The organism is Modicisalibacter radicis (assembly GCF_900961225.1).
Classification (GTDB): domain Bacteria; phylum Pseudomonadota; class Gammaproteobacteria; order Pseudomonadales; family Halomonadaceae; genus Modicisalibacter.
This window is the reverse complement of the sequence record NZ_CAAHFN010000067.1, coordinates 16,839-38,521: the sequence shown is the minus strand read 5'-3', so window position 1 is coordinate 38,521 and position 21,683 is coordinate 16,839. Positions and strand designations below refer to the sequence as shown.

19 protein-coding genes and 1 tRNA gene are annotated in these 21,683 nt (G+C 60.9%); 13 read left to right on the top strand and 7 right to left on the bottom strand.

Annotated elements, in window-relative coordinates; genetic code table 11:
• A partial coding sequence (locus HR9077_RS12740; RefSeq protein WP_210725920.1) for a hypothetical protein occupies nt 1-402 on the bottom strand: 402 nt, incomplete at its 3' end.
• A 252-nt stretch (nt 403-654) separates the two neighbouring features.
• On the opposite strand from HR9077_RS12740, the gene HR9077_RS12735 reads away from it, so the two are divergent.
• The 3 genes from HR9077_RS12735 to HR9077_RS12725 all read left to right on the top strand — a co-directional run bounded on the left by HR9077_RS12735 (nt 655) and on the right by HR9077_RS12725 (nt 2,817).
• Nucleotides 655-2,286: a cyclic peptide export ABC transporter gene (locus tag HR9077_RS12735; RefSeq protein WP_136067380.1), complete on the top strand. Its 1,632-nt coding sequence runs from the start codon at nt 655-657 to the stop codon at nt 2,284-2,286.
• Between the two features lie 115 nt (nt 2,287-2,401).
• Nucleotides 2,402-2,599: a type II toxin-antitoxin system RelB family antitoxin gene (gene relB / locus HR9077_RS12730; RefSeq protein WP_136067379.1), complete on the top strand. Its 198-nt coding sequence runs from the start codon at nt 2,402-2,404 to the stop codon at nt 2,597-2,599.
• Complete coding sequence (locus HR9077_RS12725; protein WP_244613200.1) at nt 2,596-2,817, top strand: type II toxin-antitoxin system RelE/ParE family toxin; 222 nt, start codon at nt 2,596-2,598, stop codon at nt 2,815-2,817. Before relB ends, HR9077_RS12725 begins: the two co-directional genes overlap by 4 nt.
• Nucleotides 2,818-2,986: 169 nt before the next feature.
• On the opposite strand, the gene HR9077_RS12720 is transcribed toward HR9077_RS12725, so the two are convergent.
• On the bottom strand, nt 2,987-3,754 hold the full coding sequence (locus HR9077_RS12720; protein WP_136067378.1) for an ATP-binding cassette domain-containing protein: 768 nt from the start codon (nt 3,752-3,754) through the stop codon (nt 2,987-2,989).
• 233 nt (nt 3,755-3,987) lie between these two features.
• Here HR9077_RS12720 and fhuB point away from each other — a divergent pair, with 233 nt between their 5' ends.
• The 4 genes from fhuB (at nt 3,988) to HR9077_RS12700 (ending at nt 8,698) form a co-directional block, all read left to right on the top strand.
• Nucleotides 3,988-5,991, top strand: a complete 2,004-nt coding sequence (gene fhuB / locus HR9077_RS12715; protein WP_136067377.1) for a Fe(3+)-hydroxamate ABC transporter permease FhuB — start codon at nt 3,988-3,990, stop codon at nt 5,989-5,991.
• A gap of 31 nt (nt 5,992-6,022) precedes the next feature.
• Complete coding sequence (gene fhuF, locus HR9077_RS12710) at nt 6,023-6,802, top strand: siderophore-iron reductase FhuF (protein WP_136067376.1); 780 nt, start codon at nt 6,023-6,025, stop codon at nt 6,800-6,802.
• Between the two features lie 26 nt (nt 6,803-6,828).
• The gene (locus HR9077_RS12705; protein ID WP_136067375.1) at nt 6,829-8,499 is read left to right on the top strand and encodes a multidrug ABC transporter permease/ATP-binding protein; all 1,671 of its coding nucleotides are present in this window, start codon (nt 6,829-6,831) and stop codon (nt 8,497-8,499) included.
• Nucleotides 8,500-8,621: 122 nt separating this feature from the next.
• Nucleotides 8,622-8,698: transfer RNA gene (locus HR9077_RS12700), tRNA-Ile, on the top strand.
• 39 nt (nt 8,699-8,737) lie between these two features.
• On the opposite strand, the gene HR9077_RS12695 is transcribed toward HR9077_RS12700, so the two are convergent.
• The 5 genes from HR9077_RS12695 to HR9077_RS21910 all read right to left on the bottom strand — a co-directional run bounded on the left by HR9077_RS12695 (nt 8,738) and on the right by HR9077_RS21910 (nt 14,757).
• Nucleotides 8,738-9,736, bottom strand: coding sequence for a tyrosine-type recombinase/integrase (locus HR9077_RS12695; RefSeq protein ID WP_136067374.1), 999 nt, complete (start codon nt 9,734-9,736; stop codon nt 8,738-8,740).
• Between the two features lie 335 nt (nt 9,737-10,071).
• Nucleotides 10,072-10,833, bottom strand: coding sequence for a helix-turn-helix domain-containing protein (locus tag HR9077_RS12690; RefSeq protein ID WP_136067373.1), 762 nt, complete (start codon nt 10,831-10,833; stop codon nt 10,072-10,074).
• Nucleotides 10,834-11,106: 273 nt separating this feature from the next.
• Nucleotides 11,107-12,585, bottom strand: coding sequence for a YfjI family protein (locus tag HR9077_RS12685; RefSeq protein ID WP_168380947.1), 1,479 nt, complete (start codon nt 12,583-12,585; stop codon nt 11,107-11,109).
• 174 nt (nt 12,586-12,759) lie between these two features.
• Nucleotides 12,760-13,689 carry a YagK/YfjJ domain-containing protein gene (locus HR9077_RS12680; protein WP_168380946.1) on the bottom strand — a complete coding sequence of 310 codons (930 nt, stop codon included), beginning with the start codon at nt 13,687-13,689 and terminating at the stop codon, nt 12,760-12,762.
• Nucleotides 13,690-14,496: 807 nt separating this feature from the next.
• Nucleotides 14,497-14,757, bottom strand: a complete 261-nt coding sequence (locus tag HR9077_RS21910) for a hypothetical protein (RefSeq protein WP_168380945.1) — start codon at nt 14,755-14,757, stop codon at nt 14,497-14,499.
• A gap of 150 nt (nt 14,758-14,907) precedes the next feature.
• Between HR9077_RS21910 and HR9077_RS12670 the strand changes: the two genes are divergently transcribed.
• The 6 genes from HR9077_RS12670 to HR9077_RS12645 all read left to right on the top strand — a co-directional run bounded on the left by HR9077_RS12670 (nt 14,908) and on the right by HR9077_RS12645 (nt 21,677).
• Nucleotides 14,908-15,876, top strand: coding sequence for a DUF932 domain-containing protein (locus HR9077_RS12670; RefSeq protein ID WP_136067369.1), 969 nt, complete (start codon nt 14,908-14,910; stop codon nt 15,874-15,876).
• A 96-nt stretch (nt 15,877-15,972) separates the two neighbouring features.
• Nucleotides 15,973-16,158 (top strand): hypothetical protein, encoded by a 186-nt coding sequence (locus HR9077_RS12665; protein WP_136067368.1) that lies wholly within the window; start codon nt 15,973-15,975, stop codon nt 16,156-16,158.
• A gap of 77 nt (nt 16,159-16,235) precedes the next feature.
• A complete protein-coding gene (locus tag HR9077_RS12660; protein ID WP_244613198.1) occupies nt 16,236-16,916 on the top strand; it encodes an ERF family protein in 681 nt (226 codons plus the stop codon).
• Nucleotides 16,917-16,977: 61 nt separating this feature from the next.
• Complete coding sequence (locus tag HR9077_RS12655; RefSeq protein WP_136067366.1) at nt 16,978-17,589, top strand: lambda exonuclease family protein; 612 nt, start codon at nt 16,978-16,980, stop codon at nt 17,587-17,589.
• Between the two features lie 11 nt (nt 17,590-17,600).
• Entirely contained in the window at nt 17,601-18,098 is a 498-nt protein-coding gene (gene radC / locus HR9077_RS12650; RefSeq protein WP_136067365.1) for a RadC family protein, read from the top strand.
• Nucleotides 18,099-18,410: 312 nt separating this feature from the next.
• Complete coding sequence (locus tag HR9077_RS12645) at nt 18,411-21,677, top strand: DUF499 domain-containing protein (RefSeq protein ID WP_136067364.1); 3,267 nt, start codon at nt 18,411-18,413, stop codon at nt 21,675-21,677.
• Nucleotides 21,678-21,683 lie beyond the last annotated feature (6 nt).

Genomic DNA, 21,683 nt, shown 5'->3' with positions numbered 1-21,683 from the left:
GAGGCGGGGTTGCTGGAAGAACGCCTCCTGGGTGACGCGGGGCGGAACGTCCGGACGTCGGGGGACCAGGCCGGACCGCACCAGGCCGGGAAGCCGGGCCAGGGCGGGGGCGAGGTTCAGCGCCTGGATGTGCGGCTGGCCGGCGAAGACCGCCTCGATGGCGGCGAGGGTTTCCTTCTCGCCCGGCTCCCGGGCGCAGGCGCCGGCCCAGTCCAGCACGACGCCCTGCGCGGTGTGCTCCAGGGACCACCAGCCGCACGCGTGGCCCTGCGGATCCCGGGCGGTGAGGCTCCGTGCGTCGCCGACGATCTCCAGCGGGTCGCCGTCGGGAGCGGCGCGGAAAGGCATCGGTCGAGGTGGCGTCTCGGCCTGCGGCTCCTTCGCGAGGTGACTATCGAACAAGTGGATGCTCCCTTGCCTGGATGTGTGGCGCGATGGGCTCGATCGCCGGTGTATCTATGCAGACGGATGAGAGTGCGTCTTGTTCATGATATCTATGCAAATAAGCGCCCGCCGATGGAGGGCGCGGTCAGGCAAGGGGAAGGGCGGCTAGCGTGAGTGGCCGGCGCGAGCCGAATGGCGATGAGTGGCGTGTTGAAAAATTCGACGCTCGATTCGTCTGGATAGGCACACTCCCTGCGCAATGAGGTTGCCGTGCTGCGTTACCTGATCCGTCGGTCCCGCTGGCTGATGCTGGCTGCAATGGCGGCCAGCATCATGGCCGGCTTCTGCGGTGTGCTGTTGATCGTCCAGATCAATGCCGCCTTGACCGCGGACGCTGACACCCGCGCCAGCATCGCCTGGACGTTCGCCCTGGTGGCGGTGGGGCTGCTGTGCAGCCGAATGGCCTCGGCCGTGCTGTTCGAGCGCCTGGGGCAGACGTGCCTGGCTCACCTGCGCCAGTTCATTGCCCGGCGCGTCGTGGCGGCGGATCTGCGTCGCCTGGAGCAACTGGGCGGGCCGCGCGTGCAGTCGGCGCTGTCGGAACACAGCACCAATGTGGCTCAGTTCTTCGTCAGCCTGCCGGTCATCCTGACCAATAGCGTGGTGGTGGTGGGGTGCCTGGTTTACATGGCGTGGCTGTCGTGGCCGATATTCCTGGCCGCGATGGCGGTGCTGGGGCTGGGGTCGCTGGGCTACCACTTCGCCCATCTGCGGGCCATCCGCTACCTGGATGGTGCCTCCCGGGAACAGGATCGGCTGTTCGGGTACTTTCGTTCGCTGACCGAAGGGGCCAAGGAGTTGCGGCTGCATCGCCGCAAGCGCGAGGCCTTTACCACGGATGTGCTCGGCGGCTCCATCGATACGGTGCGCAGCCTGCGAACCCGGGGGATGTCGCTGTTCGTGATGTCCAACAGCTGGGGGCAGTTCTTGATCTATGCCTTCATCGGCCTGGTGATGTTCGTGCTGGTGGCCGATGGCGCCGGAACGAACCGGGTCATGACCGGCTTTGCGCTGGTGTTCGTCTACATGATGACGCCCCTGGAAGGGTTGCTGATGAACGTGCCGCGAGCCAACCTGGCCAAAGTGTCCGCCGCCAGTATCGATGCCCTTACCAGCGGCATACCCGCCACGGCGAATGCAGCGACGCCGCCCGCGGAGCGTTTCGAGTGCCTGACCCTGAAGGGCGTCCGCCATCGCTACTACCATGAGCAGAGCGACGACGTCTTCGAACTGGGGCCGCTCGATCTCGAGTTCCGTCCCGGCGAGATCACCTTCCTGGTCGGCGGCAACGGCAGCGGCAAGACCACCCTGGCCAAGCTGCTGGTGGGGTTGTACCCGCCGGAGGCGGGCGAGATATGGCTCGACGGCGAGCGCATCGAGGCGCATGATCGCGACGCCTACCGGCAGCTGTTCTCGGTGGTGTTCTCCGACTTCCACCTCTTCGAGCGGCTGCTGGAAGCGCCGCGTGCCGAGCTTGACGCCGAAGGCAACCGCCTGCTGGCCAAGCTTCACCTGCAGCACAAGGTGCAGGTGAAGGAGGGGGCCTTCACCACCCAGGCACTGTCGCAGGGGCAGCGCAAGCGGCTGGCCCTGGTGGTGGCCTATCTCGAGGACCGCCCCTTTCTGGTCTTCGACGAGTGGGCGGCCGACCAGGATCCGGTGTTCAAGGACGTGTTCTACCGCGAGGTGCTGCCCGAGTTGAAACGCATGGGCAAGGCGGTGCTGGTGATCTCCCACGACGATCGCTATTTCCACCTTGGCGACCGGCTGCTGCGCCTGGAGAGCGGGCAATTGAGGGTTGCCGAACCGGCGTCTGCCACGGGGGCGGAGGTGGCCTCCTAGGCGGCCACTGGAACGGCCATGGCGCCTTGGCCGCCAAGCGGGAAAGGGCTTTCGGGGGAAGGATGTCAAACCGCGGGTCATCGTTTAAGTTAAAGGCATTCAAGGAGACGCGACCATGAGCACCCAGCTAGATCCCATCGTCTCGGAATTCGAGACGCAGGAACAGGCCGACAGCTATGACCGTTGGTTCCGGGCCAAGGTCCAGCGGAGCCTCGACAACCCGGGTCAGGGAATGCCTCACGATCAAGTCATGGGCAAGGTCGATGCGATCATCGCCGATGCGGAGCAACGCCAACGTGGCGGGGCCTCTTGAGCCTGCCGATCCACTGGCATGACGCGGCGATTGACGACCTGCTAGAGCTTGTCACTTACATCGCTGAACGCGATCCTCAAGCCGCCCGGCGGCTTCGCACCCGTATCGAAGCAGCCATAGCCTTGGTGGCTGAACATCCTTACCTACACCAGGTGGGCGCTTGCCCGGCACGCGGGAAATCGTGGCCCATCCGAATTTCATCGTGGTCTACCAGGTAACGGACCGCATCGAGATCACATCCGTGGTCCACTCTCGTCGAAACTACCCCTGACGCCTACTCGCTGCTGAGTCGTAGGCGGTTATTACATGATGTCGCGGTTTTCGTGCCGCGATACATCGCGTCATGTCCGGGCCCCCCGCCGAGCGAGACCTCTTCAGTTTGTCACTTCAGTGCGCCACGGCGATGCGATGCTCGCCGTTGGGATGGGGAATCACGCGCATGGGCAGGCCATAGATGGACTCCAGGGTGGCGTCGTTCATCATCGCTTCCGGAGGACCCTCGGCCAGCACCCGGCCGCTGTGCAGCGCCAGCAGGTGGTCGCAATAGCGCGAGGCCATGTTGATGTCGTGCAGCACGATGATCACCCCGAGCTGCAGCTCGTGACAGAGCTTGCGCACCAGGGCCAGCACCTCCACCTGGTGGGCGATGTCCAGGGCCGCCAGGGGTTCGTCGAGCAGCAGGAAGCGGCTCTCCTGGGCCAGCAGCATGGCCAGCCAGACCCGCTGGCGTTCGCCGCCGGAGAGAGTGTCGACCAGCCGGTCCGCGAAGGCCTCGGTATGGCTGAGTTCGATGGCCCGCTCGACGGCGGCCTTGTCCTCGTGGGTATGGCGCCCCAGCAGGCCGTGCCAGGGGTAGCGGCCGAAGCCGATCAGTTCGCGTCCGGTCAGGTTCTCGGCGCTGGGCAGGTGCTGGGGCAGATAGGCGACCCGGCGGGCGAACTCCCGGTGGCCCCAGTCGCGCAAGGGCCGCTCGTCGAGCAGGATCTCCCCCTGGCTGGCCGGCTGTTGCTGGGCCAGCAGCTTGACCAGGGTCGATTTCCCCGAGCCATTGTGTCCGATCAGGCCGCAGACCTTGCCCTCCTCGAACCGGTGGTCCACGGGATGGAGCAGGCGCTTGCCGTTGGCCTCGAAGGTGGCGCCTTTGACCTCGAACATGGTGGGTTCCTTGCACAGCGATTCGATGCCCATAGAGTAAACGAGAATCGTTATTTTTATCTACCGGGTTCGCCTGCCCATGTGACCCGCATCAGCAGGAGAAGCCATGGGTGGCTGTAGCCGCGAGGCAAGTGCAAATGCTAAATTGACTGATAATCGTTACCAATCGGCATGAGCCAGGCACGGGATACAGAAATGAGGAACGACGGGGCATCGAAGGGGGCCGGCGCCAGATGAAAGCAAACACGGCCGGGGCGTACCATGCGCCACGCGGCCTGGCACCGGCACGCGCCTGCCTGCTGCTGAGCCTGCCGTTGCTGGTGCTGTTGTGGATGGGCCTGGAGGCCCAGGGCGGGGTGGCGCTGGGGGTGAAGACGTTGTTCGCCTCCTCGCTGCGGAGCATCGACGAACTGCTGCTGTTCTACGCCTGGTGGCCGAGATTCATGATCGCGCTGCTGGCCGGTGGCGGGCTGGCGCTGGCCGGGGTGCTGATGCAGCAGGTGCTGCGCAACCCGCTGGCGTCGCCCACTACCCTGGGGGTGGCCTCGGGCGCCAATCTGGCGTTGATGGCGACGACCTTGCTGGCACCGGGCCTGGTGTCGATGGGCCGCGAGTGGGTGGCGCTGGCCGGCGGCGGGCTGGCGGTGGGGCTGGTATGCGCCCTGGCCTGGCGGCGCGGGCTGGCTCCCATCGTGGTGGTGCTGGCGGGGCTGGTGGTCAACCTCTACCTGGGCGCGGTGTCCACCGCGCTGTTGCTGTTCAATCACGAGGCGTTGTCGGGGTTGCTGATCTGGGGGGCCGGCTCGCTGGCCCAGAATGGCTGGGACGGTGTCGCGACCCTCTGGCCGCGGCTGGCCATCGCCGGCGTGGCGGCGTGTTTCCTGCTGCGGCCCCTGGCGGTACTGGAGCTGGACGATGCCAGCGCCAGGAGCCTGGGCGTGTCGCTCAAGTACCTGCGCTTCGCCGGCCTGGGGCTGGCGGTGTTCATCACCGGCAGCATCGTCAGTGTGGTGGGCATCATCGGTTTCATCGGCCTGGCGGCGCCCAATATCGTGCGTCTGGCGGGGGCGCGGCGCCTCGGCGAGCGGCTGCTGTGGGGCACGCTGCTCGGGGCGGTGCTGCTGGCCACCACCGACCTGCTGCTGCAGCACTTCCTGGGGGCCTTGCCGATACTGATTCCCACCGGTGCCGTGACCGGGGCCCTGGGGGCGCCGCTGCTGATGTGGCTGATTCCGCGTTTGAAGCTGCAGGGCGACCGGGCACCGCAGCCGACCGTCGCGTTGGCGAATCGGCACGCGGCGCCGGGGCGCCTGGCCACACGACTGGCGATCGCCCTGTTGCTGGCGGTGGGGCTCGGCCTGCTGCTGGGCCAGGGGGGGAGCGGCTGGTACTGGCTGTCGCCGGACAACTGGGAGGTCCTGCAGTGGCGGGTACCCCGGGTGCTGGCCGCCGCCGCCAGCGGCCTGATGCTGGCCGTGGCCGGCACCCTGCTGCAGCGGCTTTCCGCCAACCCCATGGCCAGCCCCGAGGTGCTGGGCATCAGCGGTGGCTGCGCCATTGCGTTGATCCTGGGGATCTTCCTGCTGCCGTCGCCCACCAGCGGGATGCTGGTGGGAGTGGGCACCCTGGGGGCGCTGGCCACGCTGCTGGTGCTGGTGGCCCTCAACCGCCGCAGCGGCTTCGTGCCCGAGCAGCTGCTGCTGACCGGGGTGGCGGTCGGCGCGCTGTTCGATGCGGTGCGCAGCGTGATCCTGTCGGCTGGCGACCCGCGTGGCCAGCAGGTGATCGCCTGGCTGGCGGGCTCCACCTATTACGTCGATCTCACCAGTGCCCTGGTGGTGGGCACGCTGGCGGCGGTGCTGACGCTGTGCACGCTGCCGCTCACCCGCTGGCTGGACATCCTGCCGCTGGGGGCGCCCACGGCGCGGGCCGTGGGCATTACCCTCAACCGGGCGCGCCTGTTGCTGTTGCTGCTGGTGGCGCTGCTGACGGCCTGCGCCACCCTGGTGGTGGGGCCGCTCTCCTTCGTCGGCTTGCTGGCGCCGCACATGGCCAGGCTGCTGGGTCTGACACGAGCCTACCAGCACCTGCTGGGCGCGGCGCTGGTGGGCATGCTGCTGATGGTGCTGGCCGACTGGGTGGGGCGTCAGATCATCTTCCCCTTCGACATGCCGGCGGGGCTGGTGGCGTCGCTGATCGGTGGCGCCTACTTCATGTGGGGGCTGCGGCGACTGTGACGGGCCCGGTCATCACCAGCGGAGGTTGCCCATGAACGAGAGGACCGCCTTGGCGTCGCCGCTGGAAGCGCCCGCCGACGCCCTGCTGGCGCTCTATCGCCGGCCACCCCTCGATGCTCTCAAGGCACCGGCCTTCGGCACGCCCGAGGGGCCGACGCTCCCGGCTGCCGCACTGCTCGACCGGGAGGTGCTGGGCGGGCTGCTGGATCGGCTGGTGGCAGGCTTCGGCGCGGGGGCCGACCGCAAGGCGGCGGCCTCGCTCTGGTCCAAGTACCACCTGAGTGCCGTGTCGATCCCCACGCTGGTCGCCAACCTGCTGCTGGAACTCGAGCTGCCGGTGGCGCCCGACGGGATGCGTCTCAGCGTGGGCGAAAAGGGCGAGACGGCGCGGCTCTGGCTGCCCCACGGAGGGCGCCCCTTGCCCTCCCGGGCGCCCGAGGCGCGCTTCCGGCATCTGCTCGACGACCATTGCGCGCCACTGATCGAGGCGCTGGCGGCGCTCTCGGGTCTCTCGCCCAAGGTGTTCTGGAGCAATCTCGGGCATTACGTGGAGTATGCGGCACGGACCTGCTCGCGGCACCCCGCCTTCGGCGGCGCCGGCGAACCGCTGCTGCGCTTCCTGGAGATGCGCGTATTGCCGGATGGCCGACGCAATCCCCTCTACCGGCCGGTGCGTTATCTCGATCTGGGCGGCGAGGCACCGGCTCGGGTGCGGCGGCTGTGCTGCGTCAAGTATCGGCTGCCCGGCGAGGCGCTATGCGGTGGCTGCCCGCTGAAGCCCGAGAATCGCCCGGCCAGACGCCGGCACTGACCCTTCGAACCGCCAGGGAGCCTGTGATGGAGCTGTTCAAGATCGTATGGCGTGACTACCGCTGGCCCTTCGTGGCCGTGGTGGCGCTCAGCATGGCCAGCGCGGGCCTGGGGATCGGCGTGATCGCCTTCATCAACCAGCGGATGCTCGATGCCCTGGCCGAACCCTGGCGGGTGCTGCCGCTGTTCCTGGGCCTGATCGGGCTGCTGCTGGCGATCACCCTGGCCTCGCAGCTGGCCCTGACGACGCTGGGCCATCACTTCGTCTACCGGCTGCGCGGCCAGCTGATCAAGCGCATCCTGGATACCGACATCGAACGGGTCGAGCGACTGGGCAGCGCGCGCTTGCTGGCCAGCCTCGCCACCGACGTGCGCTACATCACCGTTGCCTTCGTGCGCCTGCCGGAACTGGTGCAGGGCGGGGTGCTGACCCTGGGGGCGGCGTTCTACCTGGCCTGGCTCTCGCCCGCCATGCTGGGCGTGACGGCGCTGTGGGTGGTCGTCACCATCCTGGTGGGGGTGCGCCTGGTGGCCCGGGTCTACCGGCACATGGCCAGGCTGCGCGACATCGAGGATAGCCTCTATGCGGACTACCAGTCGGTCATCGAGGGGCGCAAGGAACTGGCGCTCAATCGCGACCGGGCCGAGTGGCTGTATCGCGACGTCTACACGCCCGATGCATTGGCGTATCGGCACCATATCATCCGCGGCGACACCTTCCATCTCAGCGCGGTCAACTGGTTCAACATCATGATGCTGGGCGCCATCGGCGTGGTGTTCTTCCTGGCCAATGGCCTGGGCTGGGCGTCGCCCCAGGTCGCCACCACGTTCTCGCTGACGCTGTTGTTCCTGCGGGCGCCATTGATCCAGGCGGTGGGCGCCTTTCCACCGCTGATCAACGCCCGCGTGGCGTTCGACAAGTTGAACGAACTGGCGCTGGCCGAACATCGCCACGACTTCGGACGTAGCGCGGCAAGCAGCGACTGGCAGGTGCTGGCGTTGGAGGGGGTGACCTACCGCTACCCCGATGAACAGGCGCGCCAGGGATTCGCCATCGGCCCCCTCGACCTGACGCTGCGGCGTGGCGAGACAGTGTTCCTGATCGGCGGCAACGGCAGCGGCAAGTCGACCCTGGCGAGGCTGCTGACCGGCCTCTACCGACCCCGGAGCGGGCGGATCCGCGTGGATGGCACGCCGCTGGAGGGCGAGGCGTGGAGCACCTATCGCCAGCGCTTCTCGGCGATCTATACCGACTTTCACCTCTTCGACCGCCTGATGGGGCCGGCCTGCGAGGCCCCCGACCCCGCGCTGGTCGACGACTGGCTCGCTGCGCTGGGCATGCAGGACAAGCTGGACTTCGACGGCGACCGGGTGGCCAGCGTGAACCTTTCCCAGGGGCAGCGTAAGCGCCTGGCGATGTTGCTGGCGCTCGCCGAGCAGCGCGACCTGCTGCTGCTCGACGAGTGGGCGGCCGACCAGGACCCGCAGTTCCGGCGCGTCTTCTACCGCCAGCTGCTGCCGCGCCTGCGTGCCCTGGGCAAGACGCTGGTGGTGATCAGCCACGACGATCACTACTTCGACCAGGCCGACCGCTTGCTCGAGATGCGCCAGGGCAGTCTCCACGAACTGACGGGCGAAGCGCGCAAGGCGGCCAGCCGCGACGCCGTGGCGCAAATAGGCCGCCAGGAGCCGGTGTGAGCCGCGTCGCGCCGGCAACCACCGCCACCATGGCCGGGCAGGTGGGGAACGCTGAAAGGAATGCGGTCTTTGCGGCACTGGTCGCGCGCGGCGGCATTCGCTATCATACCGCCGCGCAACACGGGCCTATAGCTCAGTTGGTTAGAGCAGGGGACTCATAATCCCTTGGTCGTCAGTTCGAGTCTGACTGGGCCCACCAATAAAATCAGGCGGTTACGTAGCCAAGGGCTGCTTTCTATCAATGTGTGGTTGCGGTTTGGTTGCTGATCCGCGGCAACTTCGCCATCACGCTTTCCCATCTTGCTGGATCGGCATGGGCATAGCGGCTGGTCACCGTCAGTGACGAATGACCGAGCAGATCCCTGATGCTCGTCAGTGCCTCCCCTTTGCTCGCTAGCAATGAGGCATAGCAGTGACGCAAATCGTGAAAGCGGATGTCAGGGCGACCAATCTTCTCCCTGGCTTTCTCGAACGCGCCACGCACCCGGTCACCCGTCGTATCGAACGGCAAGCTTTCCACCAGTGGTAGGGCTTCCTCCGTCAGAGGTATTATCCTCGGCTTCCCGCTCTTCGTCTGATTGGGCCTGAGTACGATACGGCCGTTGTAGACGTTCCCTGATTCCAGTGCCATCAGTTCCCCACGCCTCATGCCCGTCAGCATTGCCAGCAAGATCACTTTTCGCTCGATCCTGTAGCGCTCCGGCACTGCTTCAAGTAGTTCGGCGAGCTCCATCTCGGTCAGGTAGATATGGCGCTCGTTCTTGGGTGATGGCTTGCGCAGCTTGCCGTCCAGCGGCAGATCGATCCAGTCCCACTCGCGGTACGAAAGCGAGAGGACTCGCTTGACGACCTGGATACGATTGTTGATGGTCGACTGCGCCAGTCCCTTCACCTTGAGAGCCTTTTGCATCCTGCGCGCCGCGTCCAGCAACTCCTGCCCGATGATCACGCCAGAAGCATGTTCATCCATCCATCGCGCCACAAGCAGGATGTGTTGCTTCTGGGAGCGGACATCGTATTCGCTGACCATGCGTTGCAGCCCCTCGGAGAAGGTGTACTTGGGCTTGCGGCCCATGACACCGTTGAACTCATCCTCTTGGTGCTGAGCACCTGCTTTCAGCGCATACTGCCTTGCCTCTCCTTCTGTGCGAAAAGTTCGCTGAGTACGCTGGCCGTTGACCGTGCAGCGGACGATCCACGTGCCGCGATCTTTCCGGTGCGAGACTGTGTATCCCATTTCCGATCCTCCTTCCGCTGAGGACCGCGCCTGCACTTCTGAGCGTACTCCTCAACCTCTGCCTGATCAAAACGTACCGCGCTCCCAAACTGAATGAAGCCGATTTCGTGTTTGTGCCCATATACCCAGCTCAGGCTCATACCCAGCTGGCCTGCGACTTGTTCCGGACGGAGTAGACGCTCCCCCATACTTGCCTCTCCCCCTAAGCTCTATCCCAAAAGGAAATAGTTGGTTTAGGGTGGATAATACTTAAGCGTATTGGACTGTCAATGCGTTTATGTATTGGCGTGGTCGTCAAAATACTTCGAATGAGCGGATTGGAGGTATAGGTGGGCTTAAAGTCGGATTCTGGCTTCGAGGGCAACCGCAAGGATTTCTGAAGAATTATCCAGCAAAATCAATGGATAAGACGGGTTTAGGGGCTTCAGGTAGCGCTGACCGCTTTCCTTGATGAGTTTACGGAACGTGGCCTCTTGGCTGTCTGGAAGCGTGGCAAGGACTAGCTTTCCAAGGATGGCAGGAGCGTCTGAGTCGAAAAGTACCATGGTCCCCTCTGGTAGGCTGGGTGCCACTCCTATCGGGGCAGCCATGGCATCGCCTCTGATTTCAAGCCAGAAACCAGTGCCTTCAGTCTGAAAGCTACTGGGCTCCACTCCCAGATCTGCTGAGTCCTCAGCCCTGTGAGGCTGGCGAATAGCTGCAGCCTGTGCCCAGCTGAATAGCGGATAGCGGTATATGGGTGGAGTTAGCTTTGCTGATGCCACGCTATACGCGGGCGACGCCATGGCCGCTGCACCTGCTCGACTGAGCGCTGAGGCGAGGCTAGGCTTGATGCCCACTGCTTTGGGGACAGAAGTCTCGTTCAGATCAGTGTGCTGCCGTAGCGGATCGCCATGCGCGAGATAGCTGACAGTGGTGCCCAGCGCTTGTGCAATTTTCTCAAGATTTGAGATTCTTGGCGATTTGCTGGAGCCTTTCAAAATTCGGTGGATGGTGGGTTGGGGGATGTCAGCACGCCTGGCGAGACCGTTTTCCCCGAGTTCTTGCTCTTCCATGAGCCTTCGTAGCCGTGAGCCGATGGAAGTGTCGTCATTCATATAGGTCAGCCTATGCACGTTAGCTTTCAAAATTTTGTTATACGCAAATGTATAGGGCCCGATGGTGTATGTCTAGATGTGATCTGTCGGGAGGTGGTTCTTACGGGGCCTATCCGGGAGTATGAAGATACGAATCAATCAACCTTCCTAGGAGGCCTCGATGAACACCATGCGGGTGGTGAGGGTGTTGGCTACTATATTAGAATAAATGTTGAACCAGCAGCCAATCGTGTTGATTATTGTCTCGAAAACATGACCAAGTGTGGTTTTTAGTCATTGATGTAGCATGCTTCTGTAAGATCCAGGGTTGAGTCTTGGTTTTTCTCCGACTTTGTCGGGGTGAAAACGATAATGGTTTTTTTGAAAGCTTTCTACATATTGGTTTTCCTCAAGTATCGCCAATGCCTCGTCCAGGCGGTCGCGAGTGAGGTGGCTGTAGCGGAGCATCCAGCTGGTTTTAAAGTTGTTATTATGTTGATCTTGGTAAGCATACATTTTATTGTATAATTTTTTAGCATCCTGCTGTGCCTGTGTCTCAGGTACTAGGTGCTCAAGAAAATGCATGGAATAATGCAAGCATATATCTCGGGCGATGATAAAGTTTTCTTTTGTAATACTGCCTCTGTCATTTTCACAGAGATGGATAAGAGCGGCGACACGGTTCATGTTATCCATTAATTTACCGGCATGGTCCGTGGCTTGCTCATAAATTCCATTAGTGCGGCATTGATCCTCGATGAATTTTTCGGTCGCATTCCACTCTTTAATTGCCTCTGGTAAAAACTCAAGAACTTTTGGTTTGGAAAGCTTTTTTTCGTTATCATCAAGCGTTCTAGATATCAGCTCACGAATCCGTTGGTTAAAAGAATCACAGTATGGGCTTTTTTCGGATTTTCCCGCGCCAGAGTCCCGATAGCCTATAAAAGATTGAGGGTAGACCGTTAAGAATCTAGCTAATAGCCCTGATCCACGAGCTCGTTTTCCTCGTTTTTCCAAGTAATTCTGAACAGAGCTTTTTTGTGTCATCAGAGCGGCGGTCAGGCGCCCACCTGTAATAGTGAAACTTGGCCTGCTGCTGCGTCCAACCGTAACATCACTGCCGCTCCAAAGTGAATTTATCGCACTGGTTTTTTGCATGGCAAGGCCATTAAGTATCTCGTCCGCCTCGCTGGAAACTAAGCAAGCGACGGGGTGATGATCGTGCATCGATTTGAGAAGTGCCTGAATCGATGTGTCTTCATGTAGCAAGTTAAAAGTTTTGGGAAGATCGGGCTTCTCGTCTTCCATGTTTCTGAGCTGCATTTCAATTTTTTCACAGTCTTCCCCTTTTCTCACGGCCTTACGTAACAAAGAGAGAAGTGTTTGGCGTTTGGTGCTCCACAATTCATGATCGAACTCATACTTGCGCAATCGCGTTATGTTTTCGTTTTCTTGTTTTTTTTGGAAATCGCGAATGCTTTTGAAGAATTTCGATTCCAAGGCGGTCTTGCGGACGCCGGACTCAGCCACCGTTAGCAGCATCAGCGATACAGGGTGGATCACATCCCTGCCCGGCATCTTGACCATATAACCAGCTTGGCAGGCGACAGAAAGCGCCCCAAGCGCTGTCGTCAGGACCATTTCTGGCCTCACCTGAAGCTCATGGGCTACTTCGTCAACGGCACCTTGTAGCCTGGATGACCCGCTGAGCCGAGGCCACTCGGCATCAAGCGGCGGAAATTCAAATGGTGCAGCTGTATCATGATTTTGCATGGCTTGAGATTCTTGTGTGTTGCGAAAAAAGCGAATATTCGAGGAATTCGCTGTTAGCATCAAGCGTATATAGAAAAATTTTGGATAGGCAGTCCTGTGCCAAGGACCATCAGGGCTCTGTTGACTCAGAAGAAGACTGAGCGGTATGCATAGCGAAACCTCACGCACGCTAGCTCAATCGGCGCCTTCTACCCGACCAAGCCCATGGCGCAAGGCGTAGGGCTTGCCGTAGTAGTTTTTTTCCTCTTCAACCATCCAAACCGCATGCGCGACATCGGGGGTAAACTGGGTGGTTTGAAAACACCGAACACCCGGACTTAGATCCTTCGAGTAAGCTTTGCAAAGGTAACTAGCTGCGAACATGATCTCGACCAGGGCTTCTGGACCATCTTTACGGTAGATATGAAAGGGCATAACTTTCTTGACGACAATATTCTTTGCCGGCTTGCCATCCTTGGCTGGGATTTCCTTAAATCGGATTTGTTTACAGAAGTCGACCAATCCCGGCATTTTGGAATGAGCACGATTGCCCAAGGCGAAAGCCCAAGAACGAATCACTCGATGCGCCATTGTTTCGCTCAGGTATTGATCATCGCTTTTAGGTGTGGGTTTGTAACTCCCCAAGTTTCTAAAGGCATCGCCGTTGACTAGAATAATGAGATGGTAATGGGGCTTGGCCGTATCAGGATCAAGGACTTTATCCCCTCGTCTACGCTTGCGCTTCATCCATACTCGGTCCAGCTTTTCTCTCGCCCATATCACATGTAGTTTTGCTGAGCGCCTACCACTTGAGCGATTTAATTCCGCTTGTAGTTGATTTTGGAATTTTCTTATCAAGCCGTTGTGGTCGTACTTTAGTGGGTCAGTCATGTCCTCAGGGATATGCAGGTCTAGCCGGAATCCAAAAGTGTGATAGTGTTTTGACTGTAGGTATTTGATAAGATCAAACGCCTCGTTTAAATAATTCAGCACCAAAGGGCCCTTTTCACGATCCTGCTTCACATGGTAGCCCCGGTAAGTGTCGCCCCAGTGGCAAGTTAGATGTTTGCGCAAGGGGTGCCGCTTGGGTTGAAGATAAAAAATCGAGTTAGGGTTCATGGACATGAGTTTTTCTCTGCTAGGGAGTTTTAAGGGGATCATTGAGGTGTCAGATCACCTCTAAAAGCAACATGGCATTCTGGTAAATGTCAAACAGGTTTAGGCAAGCTTGAACGAGAATTTATTCGAATGAATCGAGTGCTAGGCATAATGGGCGGTCATGGCGAGATTTTAATGACAGTGCTGTACGAGCTAATAAGCAATAGGTTAATCTTTGAGTAGGGTTGCCTATGTTCCACTTGTGCTAATGCTGTATGAATTGATTAGGCTTGTATTGGGTGTTATAGAAGGGTAAGCAATATAAGGGTATCTAGAACACCATACTACCGTTTACCGGATTAGTGTTGTTTTCTGGCTCTAGATCTCCTAGTATTGTTAATTAATAAACGCCAGTGTGGCCAGACGGTTGTTTTTCCTGTTGGCGTAAAAAGTTATCCCACTCGGTTTTCTCTAAATAACGCGAGCCAATCAGGCTCGCAATTCTGTTCGTGATTCGCCTATGAGATCGTCTCATGTGATTAATCCTTGAGGTGAAAAAGTACGGAAGCGAAGGAGGTTGGCTGTCTGCGAGTCGAATAATGTCATGTTTCACGGAGTGTTGCCGTGGTGGGAAAGGGCTTTCATTGCTATTTCAGCATCACCTTAAAAATCCATGATTGATTAAATTCAAAAAACTTTCAGCCACGTACTACCTCCCTGAAGTCGAGAAGCAATGGCTTCGACGAGCGTTATTTCTCACGTCAGGAGGTCTTTATGATTACGTGTCCGAGCTGTGGCTCGCGTCGAGTCCATACCCTCCATCGCGGGCGTAAGCTAGGGGGAACCACTGGCGCCATAGCCGGCACAGCGAGTGGAGCGGCCGGTGCTTGGAGTGGCGCCGAGGCAGGCGCGTTGGTTGGTGCAGTAGGCGGTCCGGTAGGGATCGCCGTTGGTAGTATCGCCGGAGCCGTCTTTGGTGGACTGGTTGGTGGCACGGCGGGCGGTGTCGTCGGGGCACGTCTTGGCAGCCAGCTGGATGATCAGGTGCTCGACAATCTCGAGTGCCGGGCCTGTGGCCACACCTTTCGCCCCCACTTCGACTGACTCCTCTCGACACGCTCTAGCGCGTCCATCACTGCTTTGGTGGTGACCCCTCAATTCTCTTTCTCAACATGCTCACGGTTGGCCCGCTTTCTTTGGAGAGCAGGCCGTTATGCCGTGTGCGTCTCTCAAGGAGCTTTTCCCATGGCACATCAAATTGAACACATGGCCTACGTCGGTGACACCCCCTGGCATGGCCTGGGCCAGCAGCTGTCTCGTCACCAGCCGCTGGAAGTCTGGCGGCAGCAAGCAGGCATGGATTGGCACATCGATGAATCCCCGGTGCGCTTCATCGCAGATGGCGAGGGCCACCTGGGGAGCATCCATTCCTTTCCGGAGCAGAAGGTGCTCTATCGCTCCGACACCAAGGACCCGCTATCAGTGGTCTCCCAGCGCTACAAGGTGGTGCAACCGGAGGAGGTACTGGAGTTCTACCGGGACCTCACGGAATACGCAGGCTATGAGCTCGAGACTGCTGGCGTGCTCAAGGGTGGCCGCAAGTTCTGGGCCTTGGCCAAGAGTGGCCTGGGTGGAGCTCTGAAGGGGCAGGACCAGGTCAACGACTACTTGCTGTTGGCGACGTCCTGCGATGGATCTCTGGCCACCGTCGCTAGCCCGACCTCGGTGCGGGTGGTCTGCAACAACACTCTGTCCATCGCCGTGGACGGCATGTCGCAAGGAGTGAAGGTGCCGCACAGCACTGAGTTTCGGCCGCAGCTAGTCAAGCAGCAGCTAGGGATCTCCGTGTCCCAGTGGGACGACTTCATGTATCGCCTGAAGACCCTGGCCGAGCGCAAGGTTAGCCAGGAGGAGGCGAGAGCCTATTTCCAGGCGGTGATCTGCAACGCCGAGGCGCCGCTGGAGGATCCGTCCAAGCTGCCCAACGTTCGCGCCCTCAACCGCGTCCAGAAGCTCTATCAGGGTGAAGGGCGTGGCTCTCGGCTGTGCACGGCGCAAGGCACCGCTTGGGGGCTACTCAACGCGGTCACCGAGTACGTGGATCACGAGAAGCGCGCCCGTAGCAGCGACTATCGGATGGATTCCGCCTGGTTTGGCCAGGGGGCCGGTCTCAAGGACAAGGCCCTGGAGTCAGCACTTGCGCTGGTGGGCTGATTCCCCGGTAGCAACACCCCCACTGAGTCTTTCCCTCACCACGGCATAGCGCCCGGCCCCTTCAAAGGCCGGGCGTTGCTGTTTCTGGAGATGCCCATGCAACCGCCCATGACGTTCGAAATGTGCCATGTCCTGACCCAGCTGACACGTCAGTTGCTGGAGGCCGGCGAACACGCGACAGAAACCCATGTACTGGCCGAGGGCTGTGTCTATCGCGTGGCCCTGACCCTTGAGCCGGTGCCTATCGACCAACTCCCTGACGTCATCCAGCGCTATCGCTAACGGAGGCCATTATGGCAACCCCTATTCATCCCAAGACCGCCAACCGAGCACCGGTTACTCAAGCCACCCCTGACAGCATGGCGATCATCCAGGTGATCGAACGGGCCGCCCTCAACCCTGAGGTCGACATCGACAAGATGGAGCGTCTGCTGCAGATGCAGGAGCGTGTGCTCGATCGTCAGGCGCTGATGGCCTACAGCGCGGCCATGGCAGCCATGCAGACGGAGCTGCCCAGCATCGTCGAGCGCGGCCAGGGCAACAACGGTCACTACGCCACCCTAGAAGACATCGTCGATACCGTGCGTCCGATCATGAAGACACATGGCTTCGCGGTGAGCTTCCGCATTCAAACCCAGGAACGCGGCATTCAGGTCACTGGGGTGCTCATGCACCAGGACGGTCATCGGGAAGAGACCAGCATGCTGCTGCCGGCCGATAGCAGCGGCAACAAGAACGCTGTACAGGCCTTTGGATCCTCCACCAGCTACGGCAAGCGTTATGTGCTTTGCGCTCTGCTCAACATCACCACCCGGGGCCAGGACGACAACGGCCACGCCGCCGCTCCGGTCAAGCTGGTCACGCCTTTTCAGGCCGGGCAGATCCGACAGTTGATCTCCGCCTGTCCCCCGACGACTCAGGAATGGTTCGTCGGCAAGTACGGCGAGGCTGAGCAGGTGCCGCGCGGCGATTTCGACAAGCTTCGGGCTTCCCTTCAGAAACGGGCTCAACCCAACCAGCCCAACCATCAACGTCACTAAGTGGCCAGCGAGGGAACCTCCCCTCGCTGGCTTATGCCGTGTCATCGAGAAGGAGAACATCATGCAAATCCTGACACTGGACCAAGGCACGCCCGAGTGGCATGCAGCAAGGCTCGGTATCATCACCATGTCCGAGTTGAAGACGCTGCTGGTCAAGGGCAAGGGGCCAGCAGGCTTCGGAGCCGGTGCGATGAGCTACATGCACCAGTTGATTGGCGAACGCATCACCGGCGAGCCCTCTGATGCCTTCCAGGGAAACCCCCACATCCAACGGGGACACGAGTTGGAACCCGTGGCCCGAGAGCTCTACCAAGAAGCCACAGGACTACCGGGTCTTGAGCAGGTCGGCATCATCCTCAACCACGGGGTGGGCTACTCGCCGGACTGCCTGGTGGATGGCAACGGCCTCGTCGAGATCAAGACCAAGCTGCCCAAGTACCAGATCGAGCTACTGCTGGCCGATGAGCTGCCTCAAGAGCACATCGCCCAGTGCCAGGGCGGCCTGTGGGTCAGCGAGCGGGAGTGGATCGATTTCGTCAGCTACTGGCCCGGGATGCCGCTGTTCGTGAAGCGGGCCTACCGGGACGAGGCGATGATTCGCACCATCGCTGAGCGCGTCGAGGCGTTCTATGAGGAGTTGGAGCGTCGCATGGCCATGGTCATGGCGGCCTGAGGAGCAACATCATGAACCACCGCAAGCTGACTGCCGGCGAGACCGCCGGCACCTATCGCATCACCGACACGGTGACTGAGGCGGAGCTCTTGGGCATCGCCAAGGCCTTCGCTCGTCGCCGGCTGGCCAGGGGACGCAAGATCACCCAGCCTGCGCTGGCGTTCGAACACCTGCAGGTGCTGTTACAGGACTACGAGCACGAAGTGTTCAGTGCCGTCTTCCTCGACAGCCAGCATCGGGTGATCCGCTTCGAGGAGCTGTTTCGCGGCACCATCGACTCGGCGAGCGTCTATCCCCGTGAGGTGGTCAAGCAGTCTCTGGCCTGCAACGCCGCCGCGGTGATCCTGGTGCACAATCACCCCTCTGGAGATCCCGAGCCCAGCGATGCTGACCGGCGCATCACGCAAAGGCTCAATGAAGCTCTGGGCCTGGTGGAAATCCGCATCATCGATCACATCGTGGTTGGGACCGAAGGTTGCTCATCCTTTGCAGAGCTTGGGTACCTCTGAACGTCAACCAAAGCACAACGCCGGCGCTGCCTTCAGGGGCGGCACCGGCCGTATGGCGGGATTTATTTTTTTCCACGTGAAAGTGCGATGGGCTAGCCGAATCATAAACCGGCAGGCCTTTAGGGCCCGTGTCTGCCGTGCTAGATCAACGGCTGCCGAGATATTGATCGGTTATAGCTGGTGTAGTTGGATGCTTAGCCCCTTACCTAGCTTGGCACCGCTGGCGTAACATAGCCCAAAAAGCCATAAACGAGCTGGCCAGGGCTCAACTCCTCATGGAGGCCGCCTTGGTGCCACTGCAGGGAGCAACCAATGCAAGACGTTCTTTCCACCTGTCATCCACGCCCCGAGATCCTGGCGGGAACCTTCAACCCTGAAATATTCACCGCTAGTCTTAGCCGCGTGCTGGGCGACTATCGCAAAGGTGAGGCTCACGAAGGGGCAAGCTCGCTTTACTCGGACCCGGTAGCCTTCTTCCGAGATGCCACGCATCCGACCCAGGGGCTATGCACCATCCTGGATAACGCCCTCGCTCGGCTGACCAACGGCGACCTGTCGCGCCCCGCCCTGCAGCGCCTCGATACCGCCTTCGGGGGTGGCAAGACCCATACCTTGATCGCCCTAGCTCATGCCGCCATGCAGGGGCAACCGCTGGCCGAGCACATGGCTGGGATCCTCGCTCCCGAGCGCTTGCCAGCGCCGGGCCAGGTGCAGGTGGTCGGCGTCATTGGCGACACAGTGGATACCCTGCGAGAAACCGCCGGTGGCTCCTCGTCCAAGCCCAATACCCTGTGGTGGATGATCGCCCAGCAGACGCTTTCCACCGAGCAGCAGGCCTCGATCCAATCGCGTCTGGATGACGCTTCGGCGCCTGCCTCGGATGAATTCTTCGATACGCTGTTCGGCGACCGACCGACGCTAATCATCATCGACGAGATTGCCCAGTACCTCTCGCGTATTGAGGCCGCTTTTCCTGGTGTAGGCGCCGAACAGTCGGCGGCCTTCCTGATGTCGCTCTCAACCTACGCCGCGGGCAAAGCCAATGTTTCGGTGGTATTGAGTCTGGCCTCGGCCACCAACGCTTTTGGCGACTTCAACAAGCTGATCCGCAAGCTTCAGTCGACTCACAGCATGAGCTCGGCAGAGGCCGAAGCTGTAGTGCGTGAGGCTCAGCGTGGCGTGCTGGATGTGGTCAACCGTACCTCGGAGGCTACCACGCCGGTGCAGGAGGGGGATCTTTCCCGCATCATGGCCAAGCGGCTGTTTGTCTCGGTTGACCAGGCGACAGCAAGCGAGGTGGCTTCTGCGTTTATCGAGACCTACCGCCAAGCCGGCACCGATCTGCCTGCCGGTGCAAACGACCCGCAGTTGCACGAACGGCTGGTTGCGCACTATCCGTTCCATCCCACGCTGATTGAGTTTCTCTCTGAAGAGCTGGCCCAGGTAGAGAGTTTTCAGGGCACTCGCGGCTTGCTGCGTACCCTGGCGCGTGCCGTGCGACGTATCTGGGAGGCCAAGCTGACCATTCCGCTGATCCAGATCGGCCATATCGATCTCTCGGACAGCACCATCCGCAATGAGCTACTGGGCAAGACGGAGAATAGTGACCTCGTTCCTGTGCTGGATTCCGATATCAGCAAGGCCTCCGGCACCCAGGCCACCAGCCGCACCGTGGCCGGCGAGCTGGATGCTGCCAACCCTCACCCCGATGGCTATCCGGTGCATGAATGGGCCTGGCGCTCGGTCTTCCTGCACAGCCTGATCGGCCGCGGTGGCGGCCTGCAGGACGAGAAGTTCGGTATCGACATCACCTCGGCTGTGTATGAAATGGCCTCGCCGGCCATCAAACCGGCCACCGTACGATCGGCGCTGGAAACTATCGAGCGCGAGGCCAACTACCTGCGAGAGCGCAATGGGCGGCTCTACGCCGATACCGTGCCGACCCTTAACAACATCCTGCGCCGTATCGAGGGCAACGTGGCTCAAGAAGAGGCCATGACGCGTGTCGAACAGGTGGTCCGCAGCCTGATCAAGGGCTCTTCTGTGTTCGATGTTCACTCCAATATCGATGACAGCGAGGGCATCCCCGACAAGACCCCCAAGCCACAGCTGGGTATCCTCGCCTTCGAGGTGGAAGAGGTGGATCCGGCGCGCTACGTCGAGCGGCGCGGTGACGCGGTGCGTCAGTATCAGAATCAGGTCTTCCTTCTGGCTCCCAGCACCTGCCACATCGCCAGCACCACCTGGACGGAGTCGCGCACCCACCAGGAACACCGCACTCGGCAGAACATTCTCACCCTGGCGCGAAAGGCGATTTCCTTGGAGCGCCTCAAGGAGAACCCCGAGAACTGGGGCGTCAGCCATGAACAGCTGCAAAAGGGCGAGTTCAAGGATCGCGCCGCCAAGAGTCCGGCCGAGCTGCGCACTGCTATTGATGAGGCCTATCGGTTCCTGATCTACCCGGGGCGTGAAGGCGGCCGCGTGGTGGTCCGGGACCTCGGCAAGCGGGGCGCCGGCCCCACTGCGGGCGGCTCCGGTGGCCTGCACCTGGAGGATGCCATCCTCAAGCAGCTGGCCGAGGAGGGCGAGCTGATTACTGAAGAGCGGGCCTCCACCGCAGAGGCCATCACGCTGCTCGGCAAGCTGTTCTTCGATAGCTTAAAGCAGGTCAACGTCAGCGATCTGATCGAGCGCTTCGCTACCCGCCGTAACTGGCCGATTCTGCAGCGCCCGGCGCTGCTCGCCACTGTGCTGGTGGAGGGCGCCAAGCGCAGCAGCTGGTGCCTGGGCCATATGCCCGACAAGTCCAGCCATAAGCCCGATGCTCTCTATCACAAGGACAACCCGCCCCCGCTCACAGTGGAGCCCTTGGAAAACAAAGGCGAAGGCTGGATCCTCTGCACCAAGGAGCATGCCAAGCAGTTGGGCTGGCTGGAAAGCATCGTGCGCGACCCTAACACTGTGGGTGCTTGGATCCGCCAGACCATCGAAAGTCGCGATCAAGTCGACCTCGGGCAACTGTCGAAGATCATCGAGCAGGAGCACGACAAGGTCGATGCCCACGTCTTCCAGCAACAGCTGGAGAACCTCTTCGCTCAGCGGCAGCTGGTGGCCTACCCTCAAGACGCTTTCAACGAAGAAGGCGATGCTGACCCCGAGCAGGCGATGACCGGCGACAGCGTCCCGTTGGGGGGAGTGAAGGGCGGTATCGTGGTGCCTTACCAGACGGCCCAGGCCCGCGGATGGATCACCAAGCCCAAGGTGGAGAACCGCTCATTCGTCCTGCGCACTCCAGAGAATATCAAGCAGCTGTTCAACCTGCTTTCCGGCACGGGGTTGGCCCAATCGAAGACCGAGGTGCAGACGCTGCAGATCGGCGCGGAAACACCCGACAAGGGGCGTTTCCAGTTGATCCTGGGGCCGAGCACGGTAGGCGCTCTGGTCGAGAGTCGAGCCCTGTTTGCTTCACTTAATAGCCGTTTGCGTTTCACCACTGAGAAGCATGAGGTTCGTCTGACGCTGGGAGAACTGGACCCGAACTGCAGGTTCACTAAGAAGCTTGAGCTACTGGAAGGATAAACACCA